General features: G+C 69.2%; 23 protein-coding genes. 12 read left to right on the top strand and 11 right to left on the bottom strand.

The features are described from left to right. Positions 1–7 precede the first annotated feature (7 nt). Positions 8–646, bottom strand: a complete 639-nt coding sequence (locus tag AB0F98_RS16400; protein ID WP_357735350.1) for a response regulator transcription factor — start codon at positions 644–646, stop codon at positions 8–10. Between the two features lie 165 nt (positions 647–811). Here AB0F98_RS16400 and AB0F98_RS16395 point away from each other — a divergent pair, with 165 nt between their 5' ends. The 3 genes from AB0F98_RS16395 (at position 812) to AB0F98_RS16385 (ending at position 3,479) form a co-directional block, all read left to right on the top strand. Continuing rightward, positions 812–1,819, top strand: coding sequence for a nitroreductase (locus AB0F98_RS16395; RefSeq protein ID WP_357735347.1), 1,008 nt, complete (start codon positions 812–814; stop codon positions 1,817–1,819). 15 nt (positions 1,820–1,834) lie between these two features. Then, entirely contained in the window at positions 1,835–2,815 is a 981-nt protein-coding gene (locus AB0F98_RS16390; protein ID WP_357735344.1) for a nitroreductase, read from the top strand. 172 nt (positions 2,816–2,987) lie between these two features. Continuing rightward, positions 2,988–3,479: a hypothetical protein gene (locus AB0F98_RS16385; protein WP_357735707.1), complete on the top strand. Its 492-nt coding sequence runs from the start codon at positions 2,988–2,990 to the stop codon at positions 3,477–3,479. Between the two features lie 142 nt (positions 3,480–3,621). On the opposite strand, the gene AB0F98_RS16380 is transcribed toward AB0F98_RS16385, so the two are convergent. Beyond that, the gene (locus tag AB0F98_RS16380) at positions 3,622–4,356 is read right to left on the bottom strand and encodes a GNAT family N-acetyltransferase (RefSeq protein WP_357735339.1); all 735 of its coding nucleotides are present in this window, start codon (positions 4,354–4,356) and stop codon (positions 3,622–3,624) included. Positions 4,357–4,510: 154 nt separating this feature from the next. Between AB0F98_RS16380 and AB0F98_RS16375 the strand changes: the two genes are divergently transcribed. Together AB0F98_RS16375 and AB0F98_RS16370 are read left to right on the top strand one after the other, a co-directional pair. Continuing rightward, positions 4,511–5,209: a hypothetical protein gene (locus AB0F98_RS16375; protein ID WP_357735336.1), complete on the top strand. Its 699-nt coding sequence runs from the start codon at positions 4,511–4,513 to the stop codon at positions 5,207–5,209. Further along, positions 5,206–5,553, top strand: a complete 348-nt coding sequence (locus AB0F98_RS16370) for a transcriptional regulator (protein ID WP_357735333.1) — start codon at positions 5,206–5,208, stop codon at positions 5,551–5,553. The genes AB0F98_RS16375 and AB0F98_RS16370 overlap by 4 nt, the downstream gene beginning before the upstream one ends. Before the next feature lie 167 nt (positions 5,554–5,720). Here AB0F98_RS16370 and AB0F98_RS16365 read toward each other — a convergent pair whose 3' ends face one another. From AB0F98_RS16365 to AB0F98_RS16345, 5 genes are all read right to left on the bottom strand, one after another. Beyond that, positions 5,721–6,485 carry a glucose 1-dehydrogenase gene (locus AB0F98_RS16365; protein ID WP_357735330.1) on the bottom strand — a complete coding sequence of 255 codons (765 nt, stop codon included), beginning with the start codon at positions 6,483–6,485 and terminating at the stop codon, positions 5,721–5,723. Between the two features lie 48 nt (positions 6,486–6,533). Then, a complete protein-coding gene (locus tag AB0F98_RS16360; protein ID WP_357735327.1) occupies positions 6,534–7,517 on the bottom strand; it encodes an NADP-dependent oxidoreductase in 984 nt (327 codons plus the stop codon). 139 nt (positions 7,518–7,656) lie between these two features. Beyond that, on the bottom strand, positions 7,657–8,406 hold the full coding sequence (locus AB0F98_RS16355; protein WP_357735324.1) for a DsbA family oxidoreductase: 750 nt from the start codon (positions 8,404–8,406) through the stop codon (positions 7,657–7,659). 309 nt (positions 8,407–8,715) lie between these two features. After that, positions 8,716–9,393 (bottom strand): helix-turn-helix domain-containing protein, encoded by a 678-nt coding sequence (locus AB0F98_RS16350; protein ID WP_357735321.1) that lies wholly within the window; start codon positions 9,391–9,393, stop codon positions 8,716–8,718. A 10-nt stretch (positions 9,394–9,403) separates the two neighbouring features. Further along, positions 9,404–9,865, bottom strand: a complete 462-nt coding sequence (locus AB0F98_RS16345; protein ID WP_357735317.1) for a nuclear transport factor 2 family protein — start codon at positions 9,863–9,865, stop codon at positions 9,404–9,406. Positions 9,866–10,456: 591 nt separating this feature from the next. Here AB0F98_RS16345 and AB0F98_RS16340 point away from each other — a divergent pair. The 3 genes from AB0F98_RS16340 (at position 10,457) to AB0F98_RS16330 (ending at position 12,551) form a co-directional block, all read left to right on the top strand. Continuing rightward, positions 10,457–11,113 carry a nuclear transport factor 2 family protein gene (locus AB0F98_RS16340; protein ID WP_357735314.1) on the top strand — a complete coding sequence of 219 codons (657 nt, stop codon included), beginning with the start codon at positions 10,457–10,459 and terminating at the stop codon, positions 11,111–11,113. A 365-nt stretch (positions 11,114–11,478) separates the two neighbouring features. Then, positions 11,479–12,054 (top strand): GNAT family N-acetyltransferase, encoded by a 576-nt coding sequence (locus AB0F98_RS16335; RefSeq protein ID WP_357735704.1) that lies wholly within the window; start codon positions 11,479–11,481, stop codon positions 12,052–12,054. Further along, on the top strand, positions 12,024–12,551 hold the full coding sequence (locus tag AB0F98_RS16330; RefSeq protein WP_357735311.1) for an HAD domain-containing protein: 528 nt from the start codon (positions 12,024–12,026) through the stop codon (positions 12,549–12,551). The genes AB0F98_RS16335 and AB0F98_RS16330 overlap by 31 nt, the downstream gene beginning before the upstream one ends. 162 nt (positions 12,552–12,713) lie before the next feature. On the opposite strand, the gene AB0F98_RS16325 is transcribed toward AB0F98_RS16330, so the two are convergent. Then, the gene (locus tag AB0F98_RS16325; RefSeq protein WP_357735308.1) at positions 12,714–13,526 is read right to left on the bottom strand and encodes an alpha/beta hydrolase; all 813 of its coding nucleotides are present in this window, start codon (positions 13,524–13,526) and stop codon (positions 12,714–12,716) included. A 101-nt stretch (positions 13,527–13,627) separates the two neighbouring features. Next, on the bottom strand, positions 13,628–14,050 hold the full coding sequence (locus AB0F98_RS16320; protein ID WP_357735305.1) for a MarR family transcriptional regulator: 423 nt from the start codon (positions 14,048–14,050) through the stop codon (positions 13,628–13,630). Positions 14,051–14,194: 144 nt separating this feature from the next. Between AB0F98_RS16320 and eno the strand changes: the two genes are divergently transcribed. Together eno and AB0F98_RS16310 are read left to right on the top strand one after the other, a co-directional pair. Next, entirely contained in the window at positions 14,195–15,502 is a 1,308-nt protein-coding gene (eno, locus tag AB0F98_RS16315; protein WP_357735302.1) for a phosphopyruvate hydratase, read from the top strand. Positions 15,503–15,816: 314 nt separating this feature from the next. Beyond that, complete coding sequence (locus AB0F98_RS16310; RefSeq protein ID WP_357735299.1) at positions 15,817–16,134, top strand: DUF6176 family protein; 318 nt, start codon at positions 15,817–15,819, stop codon at positions 16,132–16,134. 181 nt (positions 16,135–16,315) lie between these two features. Here AB0F98_RS16310 and AB0F98_RS16305 read toward each other — a convergent pair whose 3' ends face one another. Next, positions 16,316–16,927, bottom strand: coding sequence for a DedA family protein (locus AB0F98_RS16305; RefSeq protein ID WP_357735296.1), 612 nt, complete (start codon positions 16,925–16,927; stop codon positions 16,316–16,318). A gap of 171 nt (positions 16,928–17,098) precedes the next feature. Further along, positions 17,099–18,064, bottom strand: coding sequence for a WYL domain-containing protein (locus AB0F98_RS16300; protein ID WP_357735292.1), 966 nt, complete (start codon positions 18,062–18,064; stop codon positions 17,099–17,101). 92 nt (positions 18,065–18,156) lie between these two features. Between AB0F98_RS16300 and AB0F98_RS16295 the strand changes: the two genes are divergently transcribed. Both AB0F98_RS16295 and AB0F98_RS16290 read left to right on the top strand, forming a co-directional pair. After that, entirely contained in the window at positions 18,157–18,525 is a 369-nt protein-coding gene (locus AB0F98_RS16295; protein ID WP_357735289.1) for a VOC family protein, read from the top strand. A 428-nt stretch (positions 18,526–18,953) separates the two neighbouring features. After that, positions 18,954–19,832 (top strand): oxidoreductase, encoded by an 879-nt coding sequence (locus AB0F98_RS16290; RefSeq protein ID WP_357735286.1) that lies wholly within the window; start codon positions 18,954–18,956, stop codon positions 19,830–19,832. Positions 19,833–20,047: the final 215 nt, after the last annotated feature.

Genomic DNA, 20,047 nt, shown 5'->3' with positions numbered 1-20,047 from the left:
GGTGGAGTCAGTGCCGTTCGCCGAGCAGGCGGGTGGCCAGCACCGCGGCCTGGGTACGCCGCTCCAGGCCGAGCTTGGCGAGCAGGCTGGAGACGTAGTTCTTCACGGTCTTCTCGGCGAGGAACATCTTCCCGGCGATCTCCCGGTTGGTGAGCCCCTGCGCCACGTACTCCAGGATCCGCCGCTCCTGCTCGGTCAGGGATTGGAACTCCCGGGGCTGCTCCACACCGGTGCGGATGCGTTCGAGTACCCGGGCGGTGACGGCGGGGTCGAGCAGCGACTGTCCGGCCGCCACCCGGCGGACCGCGTCGACCAGGTCGGTGCCGCGGATCTGCTTGAGCACGTATCCCGCCGCTCCCGCCATGATCGCCGCGAACAGCGCCTCGTCGTCCTCGTACGAGGTGAGGATCAGGCCCTTGATCGTGGAGTCGACCGCACGCACGTCCCGGCACACGTCGATGCCGTTGCCGTCCGGTAGCCGGGCGTCGAGGATCGCCACGTCGGGACGGAGCGCCGGAATGCGGCTCGCGGCCTCCCGCGCCGAGCCGGACTCGCCGACCACCTCTATGTCACCGTCGCTCTGGAGCAGGCCGGCCAGGCCACGTCGGACCACTTCGTGGTCGTCGAGCAGGAAGACACGAATCACTCCTCCTTCCTACCCGTCGTTGCCGTCGGGCGGCAGGGCCGAAAGTCCCGAGCCGGCGGGTGCGGCGCGGGAAATGTGGCCTGTCGTGGCGGGACCTGCGGCCCTGACGGTGCGACCTCGCGGCGGCGCAGTGTTGCTGAAGACAACCGGCGAGGAGGAACGACGATGATCGCACCAAACCCGGGCGCCGAGCCGAGCGAGGTTCGGCCCGTGCTCGCTGCCGCCGCCGAGTACGCCCTGTCCGCGCCGTCGGTCTTCAATACCCAACCCTGGCGCTGGCGGATCAGTTCCGGAGGCATGCTGGCGCTGCGGGCCGACGCCGGCCGGCAGTTGCGCCGTACCGACCCGCATCGCCGGCTGCTGCTGGTCAGCTGTGGGGCTGCCCTGCACCACGCGCGGTTGGCGCTGGCGGTGGCGGGATACCGCACGGACGTCGTGCGGTTCCCGGACGACGCCGACCCGGACCTGCTGGCGGAGATCACGATCAGCGGGCAGCAGGAGCCCGATCCGGAGCAGCTGCGCCAGCACCAGGCGGCCGGCCTTCGACGTACCGATCGGCGTGCCTTCGACGACCGGCCCGTGCCCGAGACGATCCTGCACCGGCTCCGCCAGGTCGTGGAGGCCGAGGGCGCGTATCTGCATCTGGTCCGTCCCGACCAGATACCGATGCTGGCCGTCGCGACCGCCAACGCCGCCGCGGCCGAACTCGATGACCCGGCATACCGCGGCGAGCTTCGGCAGTGGACCACGCGGCCGCCGGAGCGACGTGACGGGGTACCCGCCTCGGTGGTGGTCCGCCCCGTACCGCGTCGGGTGCCGATCCGCGACCACACTCTGGGCGGCACGCCCGGAGTGGAAGCGGGTCGCGGCACGGATCGCGGTGCCGCCTACCTCATCCTCTTCGGTCGCGACGACAGCCCCGGCGACCTGCTGACCGGTGGTGAGGCGTTGTCCGCGCTGCTGCTCACCGCGGTCGCCGAGGGCCTGGCCACCGCACCGCTGAGCGACCCGATCGAACTGGACTGGCCGCGGTGGCTCCTGCGCAACCTGCTGGCCGACGTCGGTGAACCGTATCTGGTCGTCCGGGTGGGGTTCTGCGCCGACAGCAGTCCGCTGCCGGGCACGCCGCGTCGGCAGGCAGCCGACGTCATCGAGTACACCGACCCGAACTGAACCTCGGAGCCGACGGTGGCGGGATACGGGCGGGCGGACCTGGCCTACGCGGCAGCCGCCGCCGCACAGGCGCCCGGACCGGGCGACGGCGGGCCGGCGTACCGACTGCACGACGGCGGCATCGACGTGCTCGTCGACCAGCGCTGGGCGGCAGTCAACCCCGAATCCGCCGCGCATGCCGGCCGGCTCGCCGCCGGCGCCGGCATCCTCAACGCCCGGCTCGCGCTGGCGGTGCGCGGCCGGCCGCCGCTCGTGCGGTTACGTCCGCACCGCGACGAACCGGACCTGCTAGCCCGGCTACGACCCGGCCCTGCCCGAGCGCCTACCCAGGTCGAGCAGAACCTCCTCGCGGCGGTGCCGCGTTGCTCGGTCCTGCCCGTGCCGTTCGGCCCGGCTCCCGTGCCTATCGAGGTCCGGCGGCGTCTGGCCGGCGTGGCCGGGGCCGAACACGGTTGGCTGGACTTCATCACCGGGCGCTCGGCGGTGGCTGCCGTGACCCAGATGGCCGTGGCCGCCCACCAGGTTCTGGCCGGTGCCCATTCCCGGGTACGCCCGACCGGGCCCGAACAGGGGAGCGTCGTGTCCTCACACCCGGTTCCGGGCCGTGATCCCTGCCCCGCGCTACCGGGCAGGCCGAACGGGGCCTGGTCCGCGCGCGGATTCGTCCCGGCTGGCGGCGGCCAGTTGGAGTGCGACCCGTTGGCGGTGGTGCTCGGCAGCCCGATGGACACTCCCACCGATGACCTGCGGGCGGGCCAGGCGCTTCAACGCGTACTGCTGACCGTCGCCGATGTTCACCTGGCGGCCTATCTGCTACCTCAGGTGATCGACGTGCCGGCGGCGCGGGAGCAGCTCCGTCTGGCGCTCGGACGCTCCGGCACGCCCCAGATGGTGCTCCGGGTCGGATACGCCGGCCCGGCCTGCGAGCCACCCGCGGCCACGGCAGTCGCCGACCCGACCCGTACGTCCCGCGAGGACAGGTCCAAGGTCCCATGAGCGAACGGTCCGGCGGCCCTGCCCCGACCGGTGGCCGCAGATGTCGAATGAAGACAGCCGCGAGGGAACACCGCGGAGGACCAGAAAGGACGTGGCCACAATGACCGCGATCAGCCAGCCGCCCGTCACCCGCCGGACCGTCCCGGAGACCCCTCAGGCGGGTATCGAGACCATGGCCCAGAAGGCCACCCGGTACGTCTTCGCCGGCATCCGGCTGGCCCTGGGCTGGACCTTCCTGTGGGCGTTCCTGGACAAGACGTTCGGGCTCGGCCACGAGACCGAGAGCAAGGCCGCCTGGATCAACGGCGGCAGCCCGACCAAGGGATTCCTGGCGTTCGGCGCGGAGGGCCCCTTCGCCGGGTTCTACAACGCCATCGCCGGCACTGCCTGGGTCGACGCGCTGTTCATGCTCGGCCTGGCCGCCATCGCCGTCGCACTGCTCGCCGGGATCGGCCTGCGCGTCGCCGCGGTGGCCGGCGGAATCCTGTACGTCATGATGTGGACGGTCGTCCTGCCCCCCGAGAACAATCCCTTCCTCGACGACCACCTCATCAACGCGGCCATGCTGGCCGGGCTCGCCCTCACCGGCGCGGGCAACACCTGGGGACTCGGTCGGATGTGGGCTCGCCTCCCGATCGTCCGGCGTCGTCCCTGGCTCAAGTAGCGAGACGTCCCGTCAGGCCGGCGTTGGCACCACCAACAGGTGGTGCCAACGCCGGCCTGTGCGCCGACACCGCGGCCGCATCGGGCAGCCAAGCGACCTCGGTGTTCGGCTCACCAACGGTCGTCATCGGCACCACTGGTGGTCAGAACGACAGCAGTTGGAAGGTGCCCACGGTGCGGAAGCCCAGGTTGCGGTAGACGGGCTCGCCGAGGGCGGTCGAGGTGAGGGCGGCGATGCGTACGCCGCGTTCGCGGGCCAGGTCGAGTGCCGCGCGGCTCATCGCGGCGCCGATGCCCTGTCGCCGATACTCCGGCTGGGTGCCCACGTAGTAGAGCGTGAGCAGGCTGTGGCTGAGCCAGGCGACGGCAGTTCCGACGATCCGGCCGTCGTCGAGGCGGCCGGCCAGCCTGACCAGCGAGCCGTCCCCGGCGAACGACCGCTCTCGGCTGATCGCCGTCGGCACGCCGGCCGCCGGGATGCCGGACACCCGGGCGTACGCCGTGACGAACTCGTCCACGTCGGTGGTCTCCGCGATGCGGACACCGGTGGGGGTGGGGGCGGGGGAGGTCTGGTCGATCGGCACCGCCATGATCGGCAGGGACATGATCGGGACGGCCCCGAGGGATGCCAGGGCGTCGGCCGTGCCGGCGTCGCTGTCCGGTCCGACCCACCAGACCCGCGGTACGCCGTCGAGGCGGCGTCGGGCCTCGGCGAGGGCGTCCGCCGGGTCGCGCCCGAGCAGGCGGAGCACCCCGTTGAGCGGTGGGTGCGGCACGTCGCTGCGGTACGTGACCAGGTCGGCGTCGCCGGCCTCACCGATGTTCCAACCGAGCATGTACGCCCGGTGCGCCGCGAGCAACGTGTCAATCGACTCCACGAGTTGATCTTATCGGGATTCCGCTGGCGACCGGTGTGACCTGGGGCAACTCCCGCAGGAGGCGGCCCTCGGGTGCCGGGGTCGGTCCGGGGCATTCAGGCCGCAGCCAGGATTAGTGCTGGCGCCAACTGGTTTGTTATGCAAACCTGTTGGCATGACTACTCACCCAGTGGCTGCGGGGGGCGACCCTCACCGGTTGCTCGCACAGGTGCGGCACCTCGCGCGTCGAGTCCGGGTCGCCCAGCGGGTGACCTGGCTGCCGCTGCTGGTGCTGGCCGCGGTCACGTTCGCGGCTGTCCCGGCCCACCGCTACGGCTGGCAGGTCACCTGCGTGCCGGTCGCCGACGGCGAACTGTGCCACGGACGCAATCTCGTGCTGATCGTCTACTGGCAGGTCGCGACGGCGGTGGCCTACGTGGCGATCGCCTATGGCTACCTGCGGTCCGCCCGGGCACGGGGGCTGGGCGGCCGGGTGATGCCATACGTCGTCACGGGCATCGCGTTGAACGTCCTGGTCCAGGTCGTGGCGCTGCTCATCGCGAATGAGGGATGGGGAATGCCCGAAGGGTTGGAACGGGCCGACGGGCTGGCGATGTTCCTGACCCGCCTCATCGACTGGGGCCCCGCGATCGGCGTGGCGCTGCTGGTCCTGGCGTGGCTGGAACGCCACCTCGCGCTGCTGCTGTTCACCGCCGGATACCTGGCGGTGCTGCTGGTGCCGGTCAACTTCGGCTGGGGCACCCACTGGGGAGGGAACTGGCAATTCCTGCCACCGCTGGTCATCCAGGGCGTCGTGCTCCTGCTCGGCGGCCTCGGCTTCGCCCTGGCGCAACGACCGTGGCAGCACCGATGAGCGACCCGCTCGACGAGCCGGAGACCACCGCCACCCACCCCGCCAACGGGCTCGACGACGTGGTGCACCAGCGGGTCCGGCTGGGCATCCTCACCATCGCCCACGAGGCGCGGCGGGTCGAGTTCGGTTTCCTGCGTACCCAATTGGCGCTGACCGCCGGCAACCTGTCCCAACACCTCGGCGTCCTCGAGTCGGCCGGCCTGATCGAGGTCGAGAAGGGCTACGCGGGCCGGCGCGCCCGCACCTGGATCACACTCACCCGCGCCGGGCAGGCCGCGCTCGCCGAGGAGATCGCCCGGCTCAAGCAGCTCATCGTCCGCGTCGAGACGGCCGACGGCCGGTAGCGCCCACGGCACCCGTTGAACGCACCGCCGCGTGTCCATCGCTCGATGCCTCGCATCTGCGTCGTTGGTCTGCCGGTGATGCGAGGCCGGCGGGGACCTCTGGCGCGTGCAACGCCATGGCGTCGTCGGTACGACGTTGCACGCGCCAGGGATCGGCAGGTCGGTCGTCAGGCGGCGGTCAGGCCGCCGTCGATTGCGAGCGCCGCTCCGGTGACGAACTTGGCTTCCTCGCTCAGCAGGAAGGCCGCGAAGGCAGCGATCTCTTCAGGCTGGCCGATTCGGCCCACCGGGTGCATCGCTCCGGCGGCACGGAGGGCCTCCTCCGGGTTCGGGCCCATCGCGCCGCGCAGGAGCGGGGTGTCGACGCCGCCGGTGATGAGCGCGTTGATTCGTACCCCGGTGGCGGCCACGTCGAGTGCCGCCGAACGGGTGAGCCCGACGACCCCGTGCTTGGCGGCACTGTAGGCGGCCATGCCGGCCGCACCGGTGACTCCGACGTTGGAGGCGTTGTTCACGATCGCGCCGCCGCCGGACGCCTGCAGCGCGGGAATCTGGTACTTCAGTCCGAAGAAGACGCTGTTGAGGTTGAGCGCCAGTTCGGCAGCCCATGCGTCGTGGCTGACCTCGGTGACCGGCCCGTACGCGGTGGCCGCGCCCACGTTGTTGAAGGCGCCGTCGAGCCGGCCGTAGTGGTCGACCGCCTGCCGGACCAGCTGCTCCACTTCGTGGCCGACCGTCACATCAGTCGGCACGAAGATCGCCTCCCGCCCGTCGGCGTTCAGTTCCGCGGCGAACGCTTCGCCGGCATCCTTGCCGCGTGCCGCGAGCACGACCTTCGCGCCCTCGGCGGCGACCCGTTCTGCGACGGCCCGCCCCATTCCGGAGGTGGCGCCGGTGACCAGAATGACCTTGTTCGTGAAACGCATGGACATCGTCGATTCCTTCTATGTCTTCTAAGCAGGATGGTTTGAGAGGGTGGCTCAGAAGGTGAGCACGAGCCGGCCGCGGACGCCGCCGGCCGCGAATCGGCGGTGCGCGTCGGGTGCCTCGGCGGCGGGCAGGGCTTCCGCGACCCGCGGGATGAGTACACCGGACTCGGCGAGACGGCGGATCTCGTCCAGCTTGTCTGCCCGGCCGGCATAGTCGGGCACGAACGGCGCCTGTACCGCGATCCCTCGCGTGCTGGTGGCTTGATAACCGCCCGGTTCGCCAGGATGGCGGAACCGGACCAGAGTGCCGCCGTCGCGGATGGCGTCCATCAGCTGCGGTCCGGCCAGTGCCACGTCCGCGACTGCGTCCACGCCACCGGGAAAGCGGGCCCTGATGCGTTCGGCGAGGTCGGGGCCCCGGGTCACAACGTGGGTCGCGCCGGACTCGCGGACCAGTGCCTCGTCGGTCGGGGCGGCGTCGGCGACCACGTTCAGGCCGGCGTGGCTGGCCATCTGGACCAGGTAGCTACCGAGTGTCCCGGCGGCCCCGACCACGGCCAGGGTCGAGCCTGGCGTGAGGGCTAGCTGATCGAGCGCCAACAGCGCGGTCAGTCCGTTCATCGGCAGGGTTGCCGCAGCCTCGTGACTCGCGCCCGCCGGCGCGCGGACGACCCAGTTGGCCGGGAGCACCACGTACTCCACGTAACCGCCGCCGCTGTTCTCCAGCGTGCCATCCGGCTTCGGGGTGACGGGCAGGAGCATCGCCATCGCCGGGTCACCGATCGACAACTCGGTCTGCGTTCCCGGCCCGATTTCGTCGATGACACCCGCGGCGTCCATGCCTGGCACGTACGGCCCCGGGATTCCGGACAGCGCCTCGGCGTGGGTGCCGGATCGCAGCAGCGTGTCGGAGGGATTCACAGCGGCCGCCCGTACCCGCATCCGCACCTCGCCAGGGCCGGCATGCGGTTCCGGCAGTTCGATGACCCGCAACACCTCCGGCCCTCCGAACTCATACAGACCAACAGCTCGCACGACTTGTTCCTCTCGTGGTCTCTCGTTACGTGGTGCCGAACCCGTAGCGGGCCGGCGAAAATGCCGTAGGTTCGCGGTGTGTGGAGTGCGGTCCGGCGGGTGTCCGAACGCGCTGCCGCCGGGTAGGCGTCCCGGGGGCCTAGGCCAGTGCGGGTCTCCTGGTGGTTCCGTCCGCGCCCGCGCCCGGCACGTCACAGGCGCCATCCGCATCGCACCCGGCCTGGTCGTCCGCGCCGATGATCACCAGTTCGGGTTGACGCTCGGCCCAGGCCCGCTCCAGCACCTCGGAGACGACCTCGGTCGGCTGGGCGCCGGACAGCCCGTACTTCCGGTCGATCAGGAAGAACGGCACACCGGTGACGTCCAGTTGGGCGGCCTCGGCCTCGTCCTTGCGGACCTTGTTGGCGTACGCCCGCTTGTCGGCGAGCACGGCGCGCACCTCGACCTCGTCGAGTCCGGCGCGGACGGCGAGGTCTACCTGATGTTCAAGGTCGTAGATGCTCCGCTCCGCGGCGAAGTTGCCCTCGTAGAACAGCGTCAACAGTTCATCCTGCAGGCCCCGCGCTCCGGCCAGGTGTAGCAGCCGGTGCAGGTCGAACGTGTTGCCGTGGTCCCGAAAGTCGACGAGGTACTCGAGCCCTTCCTTCCTTGCGATGTGCGCGAGGTTCTCCTCGGCGGCCCGTGCCTGTGCCGGGGTCATGCCGTACTTCTTCGCATGCGCCGCCCCGGTCGTCGGGCGAGTGTGGGCCAGGTGCGGGTCGAGTTCGAAGGAACGGTGCACCACCTCGACGTGGTCCCGGTGAGGAAACCCGGCGAGTGCCTTCTTGAACCGGGCCTTCCCAATGAAGCACCATGGGCAGGAAATGTCGGACCAGATTTCGACGCGCATAATTTTCCTCCCTTCGAGGAAGAGGGTTGTCTTCTGCAGCTGAATTGCGTTTCCGTGACGCAGGAAGTCGACTGGACTCTCCTCGATTCCCACGGCAGCGGACGGTGCGTTTGCCTCAGCCGTGCGTAGACGCACGAGCCCCGGCAGCCGACCCCGGCCCGTTCGGCCGCGCGGCCCGCCCGGCATCGGCTCTTGCCCGAGCCCACGCAACCCGAGAGCCCACGCAACAGGAACGGCTCTCCCGCTTGATGTGGCCTGTGCTCAGGTCGGCCGGAGGATCCGGAAATCCCCCGCCCATCGCGGGTTCGGTCATTCCGTCCGGCAGACCTGCGGGCTCGGCGCCACAAGTGGGATATGCCCGGGGGCGCGCATCCCGTCGAGCAGAATGGTGATGACGCGCCGCCACCCGTCGGGCCCCGCGTCGACCCCCAGGCAGTGGTCGGTGTCCAGCCCGGCGCGCGGGCAGATCAGGATGTCTTGCCAGGTCACGTCCTCGCGCAGGTAACCTGCGGTGCGCGCTCGCTCGGTCAGCCGGATGACCGCGTCCTGCAGTGCCGCGATCCGCTGCGCGCGTTCGGGCGACAGCGGCCCTTCGCACCCAGCGGTTACCTCAGCCAGGCCGCGGCTGTCCCGGTGCGCCCCGGCCCGTTCCATCACGAACTCCGCCAACCCGTCCCACGCATCTGCCCGCCGGAGGCACATCTGCGCGACGTCCAGCAACTCGTCGTAGAGGCCGAGTACCACGGAGGCCAACAGCGCCTCCTTGCTGCCGAAGCGCCGATACAACGTGCCGACCCCGACACCCGCCCCGGTAGCGATGTCCAGAGCCGAGACGTCGAGCCCACGGGAGGCAATCGCCTCACGTGTCGCGACCAACTGGCGTCGGTTGCGCCGCGCGTCCGCTCGCGCGGCACGCATGCCCTCCGGAGACGTCGTGGTGTTCGGCTCGCCCCGGCTGCGCGGCGCGCTCCCGCGGGCATCGGGCACGCAGTCCAACTCAGGCATCGGGAGTCCAGTTCTCCAGCGGGTCCATCCGGAGGCGGGTCAGCAGCAGCGAGTCGATCAGCCACCGCCCGTCGACCTTCCGGTAGGTCTCGCGGTACTGCCCGTAGCCGTTGTGCCCCTCCGGAGCCTCCGGCGCGGCCGGGAAGGTCAACAGGTTTTCCATCGACCAGATCCCGGACGCCGTGCCCGGTCCGGTGATCTCGATCTCCGGCATGTGCCCGTGATGGACGGACGGTGCGGCGCCGGTCAGATCGCGGATCGTGTACGCGAACTCCTTCGACGACTTCCACGAGATTCCGTCGGTCACGAGCTTGGCGTCGGGCGTGAACAGCGCGGCCAGCTCATCGTGCTTCTTCTCGTCGACGAAGCGGAAGTAACGGGCCTTCAACTTCTTGATGCTCTCGATCGCTTCCAGCGCGGCCAGGCGTCGGACGACGTCGTCGAGATCATTCATGATCGAGCCTCCTTGCTCTCAGCGCCCTTTCCGACCCTGGGGCGGACGGCGGTCGTCCGCTTGCAGAAAGGTACCCCAAGAGGACGGCTGTCGTCCGCTTCTCCCGCGGCTGGCCGATGTGATCCCTGTCATTGAGCAATTCGGGACAGAAGCTCACATATCAGCCTGGTGGGTGCGAGTTGCATTCGGGGCTGAAACCAGGGCTCGCTTGGCGGGTCGCCCACCGCGCTGCAGGAGTCGGGGCACTCAATGCCCCGCCACGAGGGTTCAGATCCCATCCGGGGTTGCGCGCCGCACCTCTTCCGGGCGGCCGGGCCGGGCCGTCGAGGTGGTGGCCGCCGCGGGTTGCTTAGCCCTCCCGCGAGGCGGTGGTCAGGGTCACTTCGCCTGACCGCCGTGGAAGCGGACGACCATCGTCCTCTTGGAGTACTGTCGAATAAGCGGACGGTCATCGTCCGTCTAAAAGTGCCCGGACACCGGGCGTCACACGGCCGAGAGCGTCGCGCGGGCCGGTCTGCGACTCCCCATCTCAGGAGCGGACAAGTCAGCGGATGCTCCGGCATCAACGGCGGCGACGAAAGGAACCAAGTCATGAACAAGCCGGAAACCCGGAAGGCGAGCACGCTGCACTCCCGGCTGGCCGGGGCGGTTGCGGCGGCCGCACTGCTGGTCGGCGGCGGGGTGGGCGCAGTAACCCTCACCTCCCCGTCCGCCAGCGCGCACGACCAGACGACGAGCACCTCCGCCAGGTCCCTTGCCGAGCGGGTGCAGCGCCTGGAGGACATCGAGGAGATTCACCAGCTCAAAGCCCGCTACTTCCGCTTCGTCGACGAGAAGAAGCACGATGAGCTGGCCGCGCTGTTCACGCCCGACGCCAAGCTCGTGACCGACGGAATCACGTGGAAGTCGCCGAAGGAGTTCGCGTACACGATCCGCGACCTCACCGGCGCCGCACCGTCGGCCCACTCGGGAGCCATGCCGGAGATCACGATCACGGGGCCGAACACCGCAACCGGGATCTGGTCGATGGAAGACATCCTGACCTTCCCGGCCGGGCCGGACGCTCCGGAGGGGCACAACGGCTACGGGCAGTACCGCGAGACCTACCGGAAGGTCGACGGGCGGTGGCTGATCGACTCGGTGCTGCTGACCCGCTTCTGGATGGACCCGCTACCCGCCTGGACACCTCCGAGCACCACAACGCCTTCGAACACGACGACCCTGCCGGCAACCACGAACGGCAAGTGAGGCGCGTGGCGTGTCCGGCTGCCGAGCCTGACACGCCACCACCTTCCGTGCCGCACACCTCAACGGCCGCCGCCGCACAGCTGGGACTTCCCGACGCGGCGCAGGCTCGGTTGCATTGACCTGGTTGATGCCGGGCTTCGAGGGCGCCGCTTTGCAGGCGAAGGTGCATGTCGAAACGCTCGGCGTGATTCCTGACCGATGCCCGGATCACCGCCGACGAGCTGATCCACACGAAGGCGGACCACGGCTGGCAGGTGTCGAGCGGGCTTGCCGCCCGCCCGTGCTCGGGGCCGCCCCGACGCAACTGGGGTCTGTGGTGCAATTCGCTGGTCACCCGCCTTGGGCTGTGTTTCCATGCCGCGGTGATGAACGAGGACGTGTCCGGCGCGGACGTACACCCGAGTGTCCGACAGCGCACTGATCGCGACCTCGGTGACTGTGTGCGGGTGTTGGCGGGGGTTCATGAGCGCGACGGCTATCCGATGAACTGGCCCGATCTCCCGGACGCATGGCTCACGCCGCCTACGCTCATGGCCTCGTGGGTGGCGGAACTGGATGGCCGCATAGCCGGCCACATCGGCTTGTCCCGCAGCGACGCGAGAGACGCGGCACCTGGGCTTTGGGCCGTCCGTGCAGGCGTGAGTGTCGACGGGGCCGTCGTGGTCAACCGGCTGTTCGTCGCTCCGTCGGCTCGCGGCCTCGGCATCGGTGCGCTGCTGATGGCGCGGGCTGTCAGAGAAGCACAGAATCGTGGCTTGCATCCGGTGCTCGACGTGGTGGCTTCTGACGCTGCGGCGGTGGATCTGTACGAGAGGCTCGGCTGGCAGTTGCTGGCCACGGTCGAACAGCAGTGGAGCCCCGAGCAGACGGTCGCCGTCCGGTGTTACGCGTTCCACGGTACGTTCGACCGGTGCTGCCCGGCCCGGCCCGACGCCCCTTGATATTCCTCGATGTGGACGGGCCGCTGATCCCGTTCAAGGCCCGGCTGGTCGGCCGCAAGCATTCCTTCCGCCGTGCCGTCACGCAGCCGCTGGCCGATGCGGGCAACCCACTTCTCGATCGGCTTGACCCGGATGACGGGCGCCGGCTCTCGGCTCTCGGAGGTCAGCTGGTCTGGGCGACGACGTGGATGGCGGAAGCGAACGAGGTCGTCTCACCACGGATCGGGCTTCCGGATCTGCCGGTTGTCGAATGGCCCGACAGCGACGAGGATCCGAAGCACGGCCTGCACTGGAAGACCATGCATCTGGTCCGCTGGGCAGCTGGGCGCCGATTCGTGTGGCTCGATGACGAGACGACCGATGTCGACCGCCGATGGGTGGCCGCGCATCACCCGGAGCGGGCGCTGCTACGCCGTATCGACCCCTACGTGGGTCTCACCGAAGCCGATTTCTCGGCCGTCCGTCATTGGCTGGTGCAGGACGAAGGCGCAGCTTGATCACCTGCACCTTCACCCCGAATCGAGTGTTCCCGTATGTCCCCTGACGGCCAACTCCAGACCACCCGTCATGGAGTGTCATCAGGGGAACTTGGCGTCGGATGATGCGACGCGTGGGTCATCGCGATGGTTCGTCCGACGTCGAACGGACGTCGACGTCCTTCACGCTCCGGGCACGGCCGGCCAGCCGGCGTGTTCCACAGCCCACGCCAGGACGTCGTCGGCGACCTCCTCCCACCCCTTCTGCGCGGGCAGCAGGTGCGCCATGCCTTCATATTCTTTGATCTCGGTGATGGTCTTCGACGACTTGTAGTGCTTGGCGTTGGACCGCTGCACGCTTGGCGGCATGAGGTGGTCCTCGCTGCCGGAGACGAACAGCAGCGGCGCCCGGTTGTCGTTGTGGTAGTCGACGTGGACGTCCTGCGGGCCGGGCTGGAAGTTCGCGAGCACGCTGTTCCAGAGGATCCGCCCGGATGCCGGGACGTGGTACCGCTGGTAGAGCTCGAGGGACTCTTCCTCGGTGCAGGTGTTGGCGAACGTGTACTTCCACTGCTCGGGCGTCAGGCCGACGGCCTTGTGCCGGTTCGCCGGGTTCTTCAACACCGGGAACGTCGACTTGATCTGGGTCAGCGGCGTGACGAGCACGCCCTCGGTCGCTGCGGAATTGATCGCCACGCCGGCAGCGCCGAAACCGTGGTCCAGCAGGACCTGCGTGAACGCGCCACCCGCGGAGTGGCCGATGATGATCGGCGGCTCGTCGAGGGTGCCCACCACCGACTCAAGGTGCGAGATGATCGCCGGTGCCGTCACCTCCTCGATCGGCGTCGGGTCGGCGTTGAGTGCCTCGACCTCCACCTCGAACCCGGGGTAGGCGGGCGCGACCACGTGGTAGCCGGCCCGTTGGTAGCGGTCGATCCAGTGTTCCCAGCTGCGTGGGGTCACCCAGAAACCGTGGACGAGAACGATTGTCTTCATGTGGGGCCTTTCCTGCGGAGCATTCGAGTTGCCGAGTTGCCGAGTTGCACCCATTAGACCGAACAGCCCGGTGAGGTGTGACAGGAAAGGATTCCGGCCCGCTAGTGTGCGGCGAGCCGCTCCAGCAGGCCGGCGCTCCGCGCCAGCAATGCCCGCTCTTCATCGGTGAGATCGGCCTCGATGGCCTGCGCGAGCCAACCGGCCCTGCGGCCGCGCTCCGCTTCGAGCGCGGCGCGGCCGGCGTCCGACAGTTCGACCAGCGACTTGCGGCCGTCGGTGGGGTGCGCCCGGCGGGTGATCAGGTTCTGTTCTATGAGCAGCCCCACCGTCCGGGCCATCGACTGGGGGCGTACGCGCTGATCGGCGGCGAGGTCGCTGGTGGTCATGGCGCCGTCGCGGTCGAGTACGCCGAGCACGGCGACCTGGCCCAGCGGGATGCGGTCCTCGTGTTTGACACGTCGGGTGAGCTTGCCCATCGCGGTGCGCAGTTCGGCGGCGACGGTGGCGGCTTCCGGGGTGGGCATGCGGCACTTTACCTCGCTGGCCGTTTGTGCAGCTGACCTGTACAGCAACACTGAACAGCACTGCTGTAGGGTTTGCGGCTGTCGGGCTCAGCGCCAGCGTTGTCGCAGCCGGGCCACGGCACACGGCAACGGGGAGGAACACCCATGTCCGCAGAGGCAGTGGGAACCGTCGACGCAGCCATCGAGACCGTCACGGCCCGCCGGATCATCGACAGCCGTGGAAACCCCACGGTCGAGGTCGACGTCGTCCTGGCCGACGGATCCCTGGGGCGCGCGGCTGTCCCCTCGGGCGCCTCCACCGGTGCCCGGGAGGCCCTGGAACTGCGCGACGGAGACCCCGCGCGCTGGCACGGCAAGGGCGTCGACCGCGCGGTGGCCCACGTCAACGGGGAGATCGCGGTGTCCGTGCGTGGCCGGAACGCAGCGGACCAGGCAGGTCTCGACTTTGCTCTGGTCGCACTCGACGGCACCGCCACGAAGTCCCGGCTCGGCGCGAACGCGATCCTCGGCGTCTCCCTCGCCGCCGCGAAGGCCGCCGCGGCGGCCCACCGCCAGCCTCTCTACCGTTACCTCGGCGGCGCCGACGCCCACCTTCTGCCGCTGCCGATGATGAACATCGTCAACGGCGGCGCCCACGCCGACAATCCGCTGGACTTCCAGGAGTTCATGATCGCGCCGGTGGGCGCGGAAACCTTCGCCGAAGCCGTCCGCATGGGCAGCGAGGTCTTCCACACCCTGCGCCGCGATCTGCTGGCCGCCGGGCACTCCACGGGCGTCGGCGACGAAGGGGGTTTCGCACCCGCGCTGCGTACCGCGGAGGAGGCGCTCGACTTCGTGATGGCCGCCATCGAGCGGACCGGCTACCGTCCCGGCACGGACATCGGCCTGGTCATGGATCCGGCGTCGTCGGAGTTCTTCCGCGACGGGGTGTACGGCTACGCGGGCGAGGGAGTGCGCCGTACCTCCGCCCAGCACGCCGACTACCTGGCCAAGCTCATCGACGCCTACCCGGTCGTCTCCATCGAGGACCCGATGGCGGAAAACGACCTGGACGGCTGGCGCGAGCTGACCGCCCGCGTGGGCGACCGCTGCCAGCTCACCGGCGACGACGTCTTCTGCACCAACGAGACGTTGCTGCGCGAGGGCATCCGTACCGGCGTCGGCAACTCGGTTCTGGTCAAGGTCAATCAGATCGGGACCCTGACCGAGGCGCTGGCCGCGGTCGCCACGGCCCACCAGGCGGGCTGGACGGCTGTCATGTCGCACCGCTCGGGCGAGACGGAGGACACCACCATCGCGGATCTGGCGGTGGCGACCGGCTGCGGTCAGATCAAGACCGGCTCACTCTCCCGCTCCGACCGCACGGCGAAGTACAACCAACTGATCCGGATCGAAGAGGAGTTGGGCGACTCGGCCCGCTTCGCAGGCCGCTCCGCACTGCCGCTGGCGTGAACGCCAGGTAGAGGTGGAGGCTGCGCGGAGCCCCCGAGCACGATCGGGGGCTCCACTCCCGTGCCGTGGAGGCAAGCCTTCCTGGGCTGTTCGCCCTGTTCCACGTCCGCCTTCCCGGACCGTCGCCTCATGCCGTCGTAGCCGGTCGAGTTGCTGATCCGGTTGTCGCGGACGGGTCGGCGCATCCCGGGGGCCGTCGAGGGCAGCAGCAGGACGGCCTGGTCCCGGCACGGCAACACCCGGGTACCGTTTCGCGGCGGGCTCGTGAGACAGACAGAACGTTGCTCGTGAGGGCTCAGTAGGGGGAGATGTCAATGCTCAAGATCAAGGTGTCCCGGGTGCGACGGGACAAGGTCGAGCAGCTCAAGGCCTGGCTCGCCGAGGCTACGCGGCGGGCCGACGAGATCCGGGAGACGTTCGTCAACGAGGGCGTCACCCACGAACAGGGTTTCATCCTTGAAACGACGGATGGGCCGGTCTTTGTCTACGCCGTGGAATCGGCCGACTACGAGGCGGCCGTGCGGGCTTTCCAGGAGTCGCCGTTCCCGATCGACGCCGAGCACAAGGCGGTCCTGGCCGAGGTGCTCGATGGCGAGGTGAACGTGCCACTGCTTATCGATGTGCGGCTCTGATCGGTTGTCACTGAGCCCTTTCATCGTGACGGTGCGGGTCACGGCAGGTGGAACTCTGGCGCGGCAGTGCCGCGGCGCCCGCCTCGTCGGCTGCGAAAATCGCTGTCCGGTTGTCGCGCCCACTCCCGGAGGCGACGCTAGCGGCCCCGCCACGCTGCTCGTGCGGGAATGACCGGAGGGGTCAGCGGGTCTGCGCCTGGCGTCGATGCCACCACACCCGCAAGGCGGCAGCGACGCCGATCAGGGTCAACAACACCCACTGGCCGATCCCGAACTCTCGTTCGAGGTAGTGGTAGGAGGCGGAGGCGAGATAGCCGAGCAGGGCGACTCCGGTCGCCCACACCAGGGCCCCGGACAGATTCGCCCACAGAAACGTCCGCCGGCGCATCCCGCCCGTGCCGGCGGTCAGGGGCACCAGCACCCGCAGGACCGCGAGCCAACGGCCGAACACCACCACCCATGTCCCATGCCGGACGAACAGGCGGCGGACCCGCGCGATGTCGAGGTGACGCCGCAGCGGCCCAGGGACGTGGGCCAGCACACCCGGCCCGTACCGTCGCCCGAGGGCGTAGCCGGCCTGGTCGCCGAGGCACGCTCCGACAGTCCCGGCGGCGGCCACCGCCCAGAGCGGCAGCGCGCCGTGGTGGGCCACCAGGCCGCCGATGAGGATCGCTGTCTCTCCCGGTACGACCAGCCCGAGCAGGGTCGACGACTCCAGGGCCGGTAGGACGAGCACCAACGCCAGGACGAGCAGCGGTGGTAGCCCAGCGAGCACCGTGACCACCCTGTCCATCCGCTGATTGTCGCCCCGAACGGGTCGACGATCAGGCAAGAATCCCGTTCGGCGTTCGGCCGTCTGCTGTACCACAGCGACGTCGTCTTTACAGAGGACGGAAGACCCAGAAATCATATTGCTAGGCTCCTTAACCAGGTTCCTTTCATCCCGCTGGCTAGGTGTTGGTGGTCAGAACGTTGGTGACGTCGCATAGTGGTGGGCAAGGTTGGTGGCGAGGGCGCGGAGGTGAGCCCGGGCTTCGGTGGGGCCGTGCACAGTGATGGCGTCCCCGAAAGGCAGCAATGCTCGCACGTCCTCCAGATGCAGGAAGCGAATTGTCACCTTGTGGCCGGTGGCGGATTCCTCCCGGTCGTCCCGGACGAGTCGTGGGCCGAAAATCCGTTCCGCCCGCTCGATCTGGGACTGGTCGATGGTGGCGCTGACCTCTATCGCGTGGTTGTGTGCCCACTGATCAATGAGCGCGGCAGCGACGGTGGCCAGGGTCTGGTTCTCGCGGATCCGTCGTGGCTGATCGACTTCCTTCCACGTCGTGATCCGTTCGAGTCGGTACATCCGTGGCACCCGGGCACAGTCGGCGATGAGATACCAGACGCCGGCCTTGGCGAACAGCCCGTAGGGATCCACGATCAGGTCGCGTGGACATGACTCGCGTGAGCTGTCGTACTCGATCCGTAGCCGGCGACCTCGCCGCACCGAGCCGATCAGCGAAGCCGGAGTCGTGCCGGATGCTGATGTCTGGAGCCAGGGACGGCTGTCCACGTGCACTACGTCGGTGAGCGGCAGGAGTTCCTGATCTCGGCGTGACTGTTTCGCTGCGATCTTGGCGAGCGCGCGGCGGCTTTCGACCGATGCGTCGAGCTCCGCGCGTTGCCTTTCATCCAGCCCAATGAGCGAGAGGTGATCACGCTCGTCAGCCGTGAGCCGCGTGAGGTCGAGCCCGGACCCGGGCAGCATGGTCACGCCGCCGAGGCGGCCCCGGTGTGCGGTCACCGGCAGACCGGCGTCGCGGAGCCAGTTCAGGTCCCGGGTGATGGTTCGCAGGGAAACCCCGAGCGCCGAGGCAAGTTCCTTTGTGGTCGCGCCATCCCTCGACTCCAGGAGCAGCATCAGGGCGAAGAAGCGGTCCGGGGTCACCCACCGAGTTTTCCAGGAATTGCGACACGATGCGGCACATATTCCGGCCAGGCTGGTGGATGCGTACCTACGACTCGCGAGAAGGAACAACCATGACCACATCCGTCGTGTCCATCGTCTATGTGAACGACGCTCCCGCCGCGGCCCGTTTCTACGGCGACCTCCTCGGCATGAGCCCCTCGCTCGAGACTCCGGGATACATCACCTTCGCCCTCGGACCAGGCGCTGACCTCGCTCTGTGGTCCGGCCAGTTCGAGGACCTGTCGCCGGACGTCCCGCGTACCAGTGAGGTGTGCCTGGCCATCAGCGGCGGTGGACCCGACGAGATCAACGCGATCTTCAAGCAGTGGCAGTCCAAGGGCGTCAGGATCCTGGACCAGCCTCGCGATGCGGGGTTCGGGCTGACCTTCCTCGCAGCCGATCCTGACGGGAACCGTATCCGGGTCGCACCGAAGGACTGAACAGCCACCATGCGACAGGCGCGCACGATAGGTGTCGCGCCTGCCGTCGTCCAACTTCGCCCCCACACCGTGCCCGGGTCGCCGCCGACGTCAGGGGTACCCGCACGTCGCAGGTCCGCCGTACCGGCCCGCCGCCGAAACACCTCGGTCGGGGCTTTTCGATCTTGGCCGATCGCTTTCTTGCCGGCTGGGCCTCGTCCTGTATCGACACCTGGGGTCTGCACTGGGCCGTACCCGCGCCGTCACGATGAAAAGGCGCACTGATTGGCGATTCATGTCGCGGTATCGGCCCATCGGGAACCGGTGGGGCCCGTCATGTTCTACGTCCTGCACTCCCTGCCCATAAGTAACGTAACAGCGATCTTGGTGTGGCGCCATCGGGCGCGCGACCGACTGCGCAGGTCAGCGGGCGTGGCTATGTTCGTCCGATGCCTACTCATGAGATCACTGCGGCGTCTGCGGGTACGTGGATGCTCGGCGACATGACCGTCAACCGGATCGGGTTCGGCGCGATGCGATTGACGGGCGGCGCCGCGTTCGACCTCGCCGACAGGCCGAGCGACCGCGACCGGGTCATCGGCGTGTTGCGCCGTGCCGTCGAGTTGGGTGTGAACCACATCGACACCGCGGCGTTCTACTTCTCCCGGCTGCGTTCGGCCAACGAGCTCATCAACCGGGCGCTGGCGCCGTACCCCGACGATCTGGTCATCGCCACGAAGGTCGGTCCCGGCCGGGATCCGTCCGGCGAGTGGTTGCCGCTGGCCCGGCCGGAACAACTACGGGGGCACGTCGAGGAGAACCTCCGCCAGCTCGGCCGCGACCACCTCGACGTGGTGAACCTGCGCCAGCACGGCCTCGACTCGATCGCCGAACACTTCGGCGCGCTCGCCGAACTGCGCGACGCCGGCCTGATCCGGCATCTGGGCATTTCCAATGTCCGCCCGCAACATCTCGCACAGGCCCAGGCGATCGCTCCCGTCGTGTGCGTGCAGAACGCATACGGCATCGACAAGCGGGTCAGCGACAAGACCCTCCGCACGTGCGGCGAGCAGGGCATCGCGTTCGTTCCGTTCTACTCGATCGCCGGTGACGGACGTGACTCCGGCGGTGTCGCCGACAACGAAGCGGTCCTCGCCATCGCACGTGCGCACGGCGCCACGCCGGCGCAGGTCCGCATCGCCTGGACGCTGGCTCGCGGGCCGCACGTGTTGGCCATTCCGGGTACGGGAAACCCGGAGCACCTGGTCGAGAACGTGGCCGCCGGGGCGCTTCGCCTGTCCGCGGATGAGCTGGCGAGCCTGGACTAGCGGCCGCCGGGCGGTTGCGACCTGGCCGAGGTCGACGCTGCGTTCGCGCGGCGCCTGCCCGTCGACGGCGCGGGGAGCTGTGCGCCGCCCACACCTGGGGCGCGTCCGAGCCAACCACCTCGAGCCGGACACCCGCACGATTCTGCCGGTGCTCCTGCCGGTGCCCTGACGGGAACCCGGTGTTGATCCACCTCGTTTGATGATCGTGCGCCTGC

The organism is Micromonospora sp. NPDC023737 (assembly GCF_040639715.1).
In the GTDB taxonomy this organism is placed as follows: Bacteria; Actinomycetota; Actinomycetes; order Mycobacteriales; family Micromonosporaceae; genus Micromonospora.
The sequence above is the reverse complement of the archived record's forward strand: the minus strand, read 5'-3'. Positions and strand labels throughout refer to the sequence as shown.

Bases quoted from the DNA above. Each gene is read 5' to 3' on its own strand.
- AB0F98_RS16395 (WP_357735347.1), top strand. From the start codon at position 812: ATGATCGCACCAAACCCGGGCGCCGAGCCGAGCGAGGTTCGGCCCGTG.
- AB0F98_RS16385 (WP_357735707.1), top strand. From the start codon at position 2,988: ATGGCCCAGAAGGCCACCCGGTACGTCTTCGCCGGCATCCGGCTGGCC.
- AB0F98_RS16375 (WP_357735336.1), top strand. From the start codon at position 4,511: ATGACTACTCACCCAGTGGCTGCGGGGGGCGACCCTCACCGGTTGCTC.
- AB0F98_RS16370 (WP_357735333.1), top strand. From the start codon at position 5,206: ATGAGCGACCCGCTCGACGAGCCGGAGACCACCGCCACCCACCCCGCC.
- AB0F98_RS16365 (WP_357735330.1), bottom strand. From the start codon at position 6,485: ATGTCCATGCGTTTCACGAACAAGGTCATTCTGGTCACCGGCGCCACC.
- AB0F98_RS16355 (WP_357735324.1), bottom strand. From the start codon at position 8,406: ATGCGCGTCGAAATCTGGTCCGACATTTCCTGCCCATGGTGCTTCATT.
- AB0F98_RS16345 (WP_357735317.1), bottom strand. From the start codon at position 9,865: ATGAATGATCTCGACGACGTCGTCCGACGCCTGGCCGCGCTGGAAGCG.
- AB0F98_RS16340 (WP_357735314.1), top strand. From the start codon at position 10,457: ATGAACAAGCCGGAAACCCGGAAGGCGAGCACGCTGCACTCCCGGCTG.
- AB0F98_RS16335 (WP_357735704.1), top strand. From the start codon at position 11,479: ATGAACGAGGACGTGTCCGGCGCGGACGTACACCCGAGTGTCCGACAG.
- AB0F98_RS16325 (WP_357735308.1), bottom strand. From the start codon at position 13,526: ATGAAGACAATCGTTCTCGTCCACGGTTTCTGGGTGACCCCACGCAGC.
- AB0F98_RS16320 (WP_357735305.1), bottom strand. From the start codon at position 14,050: ATGCCCACCCCGGAAGCCGCCACCGTCGCCGCCGAACTGCGCACCGCG.
- eno (WP_357735302.1), top strand. From the start codon at position 14,195: ATGTCCGCAGAGGCAGTGGGAACCGTCGACGCAGCCATCGAGACCGTC.
- AB0F98_RS16310 (WP_357735299.1), top strand. From the start codon at position 15,817: ATGCTCAAGATCAAGGTGTCCCGGGTGCGACGGGACAAGGTCGAGCAG.
- AB0F98_RS16305 (WP_357735296.1), bottom strand. From the start codon at position 16,927: ATGGACAGGGTGGTCACGGTGCTCGCTGGGCTACCACCGCTGCTCGTC.
- AB0F98_RS16295 (WP_357735289.1), top strand. From the start codon at position 18,157: ATGACCACATCCGTCGTGTCCATCGTCTATGTGAACGACGCTCCCGCC.
- AB0F98_RS16290 (WP_357735286.1), top strand. From the start codon at position 18,954: ATGCCTACTCATGAGATCACTGCGGCGTCTGCGGGTACGTGGATGCTC.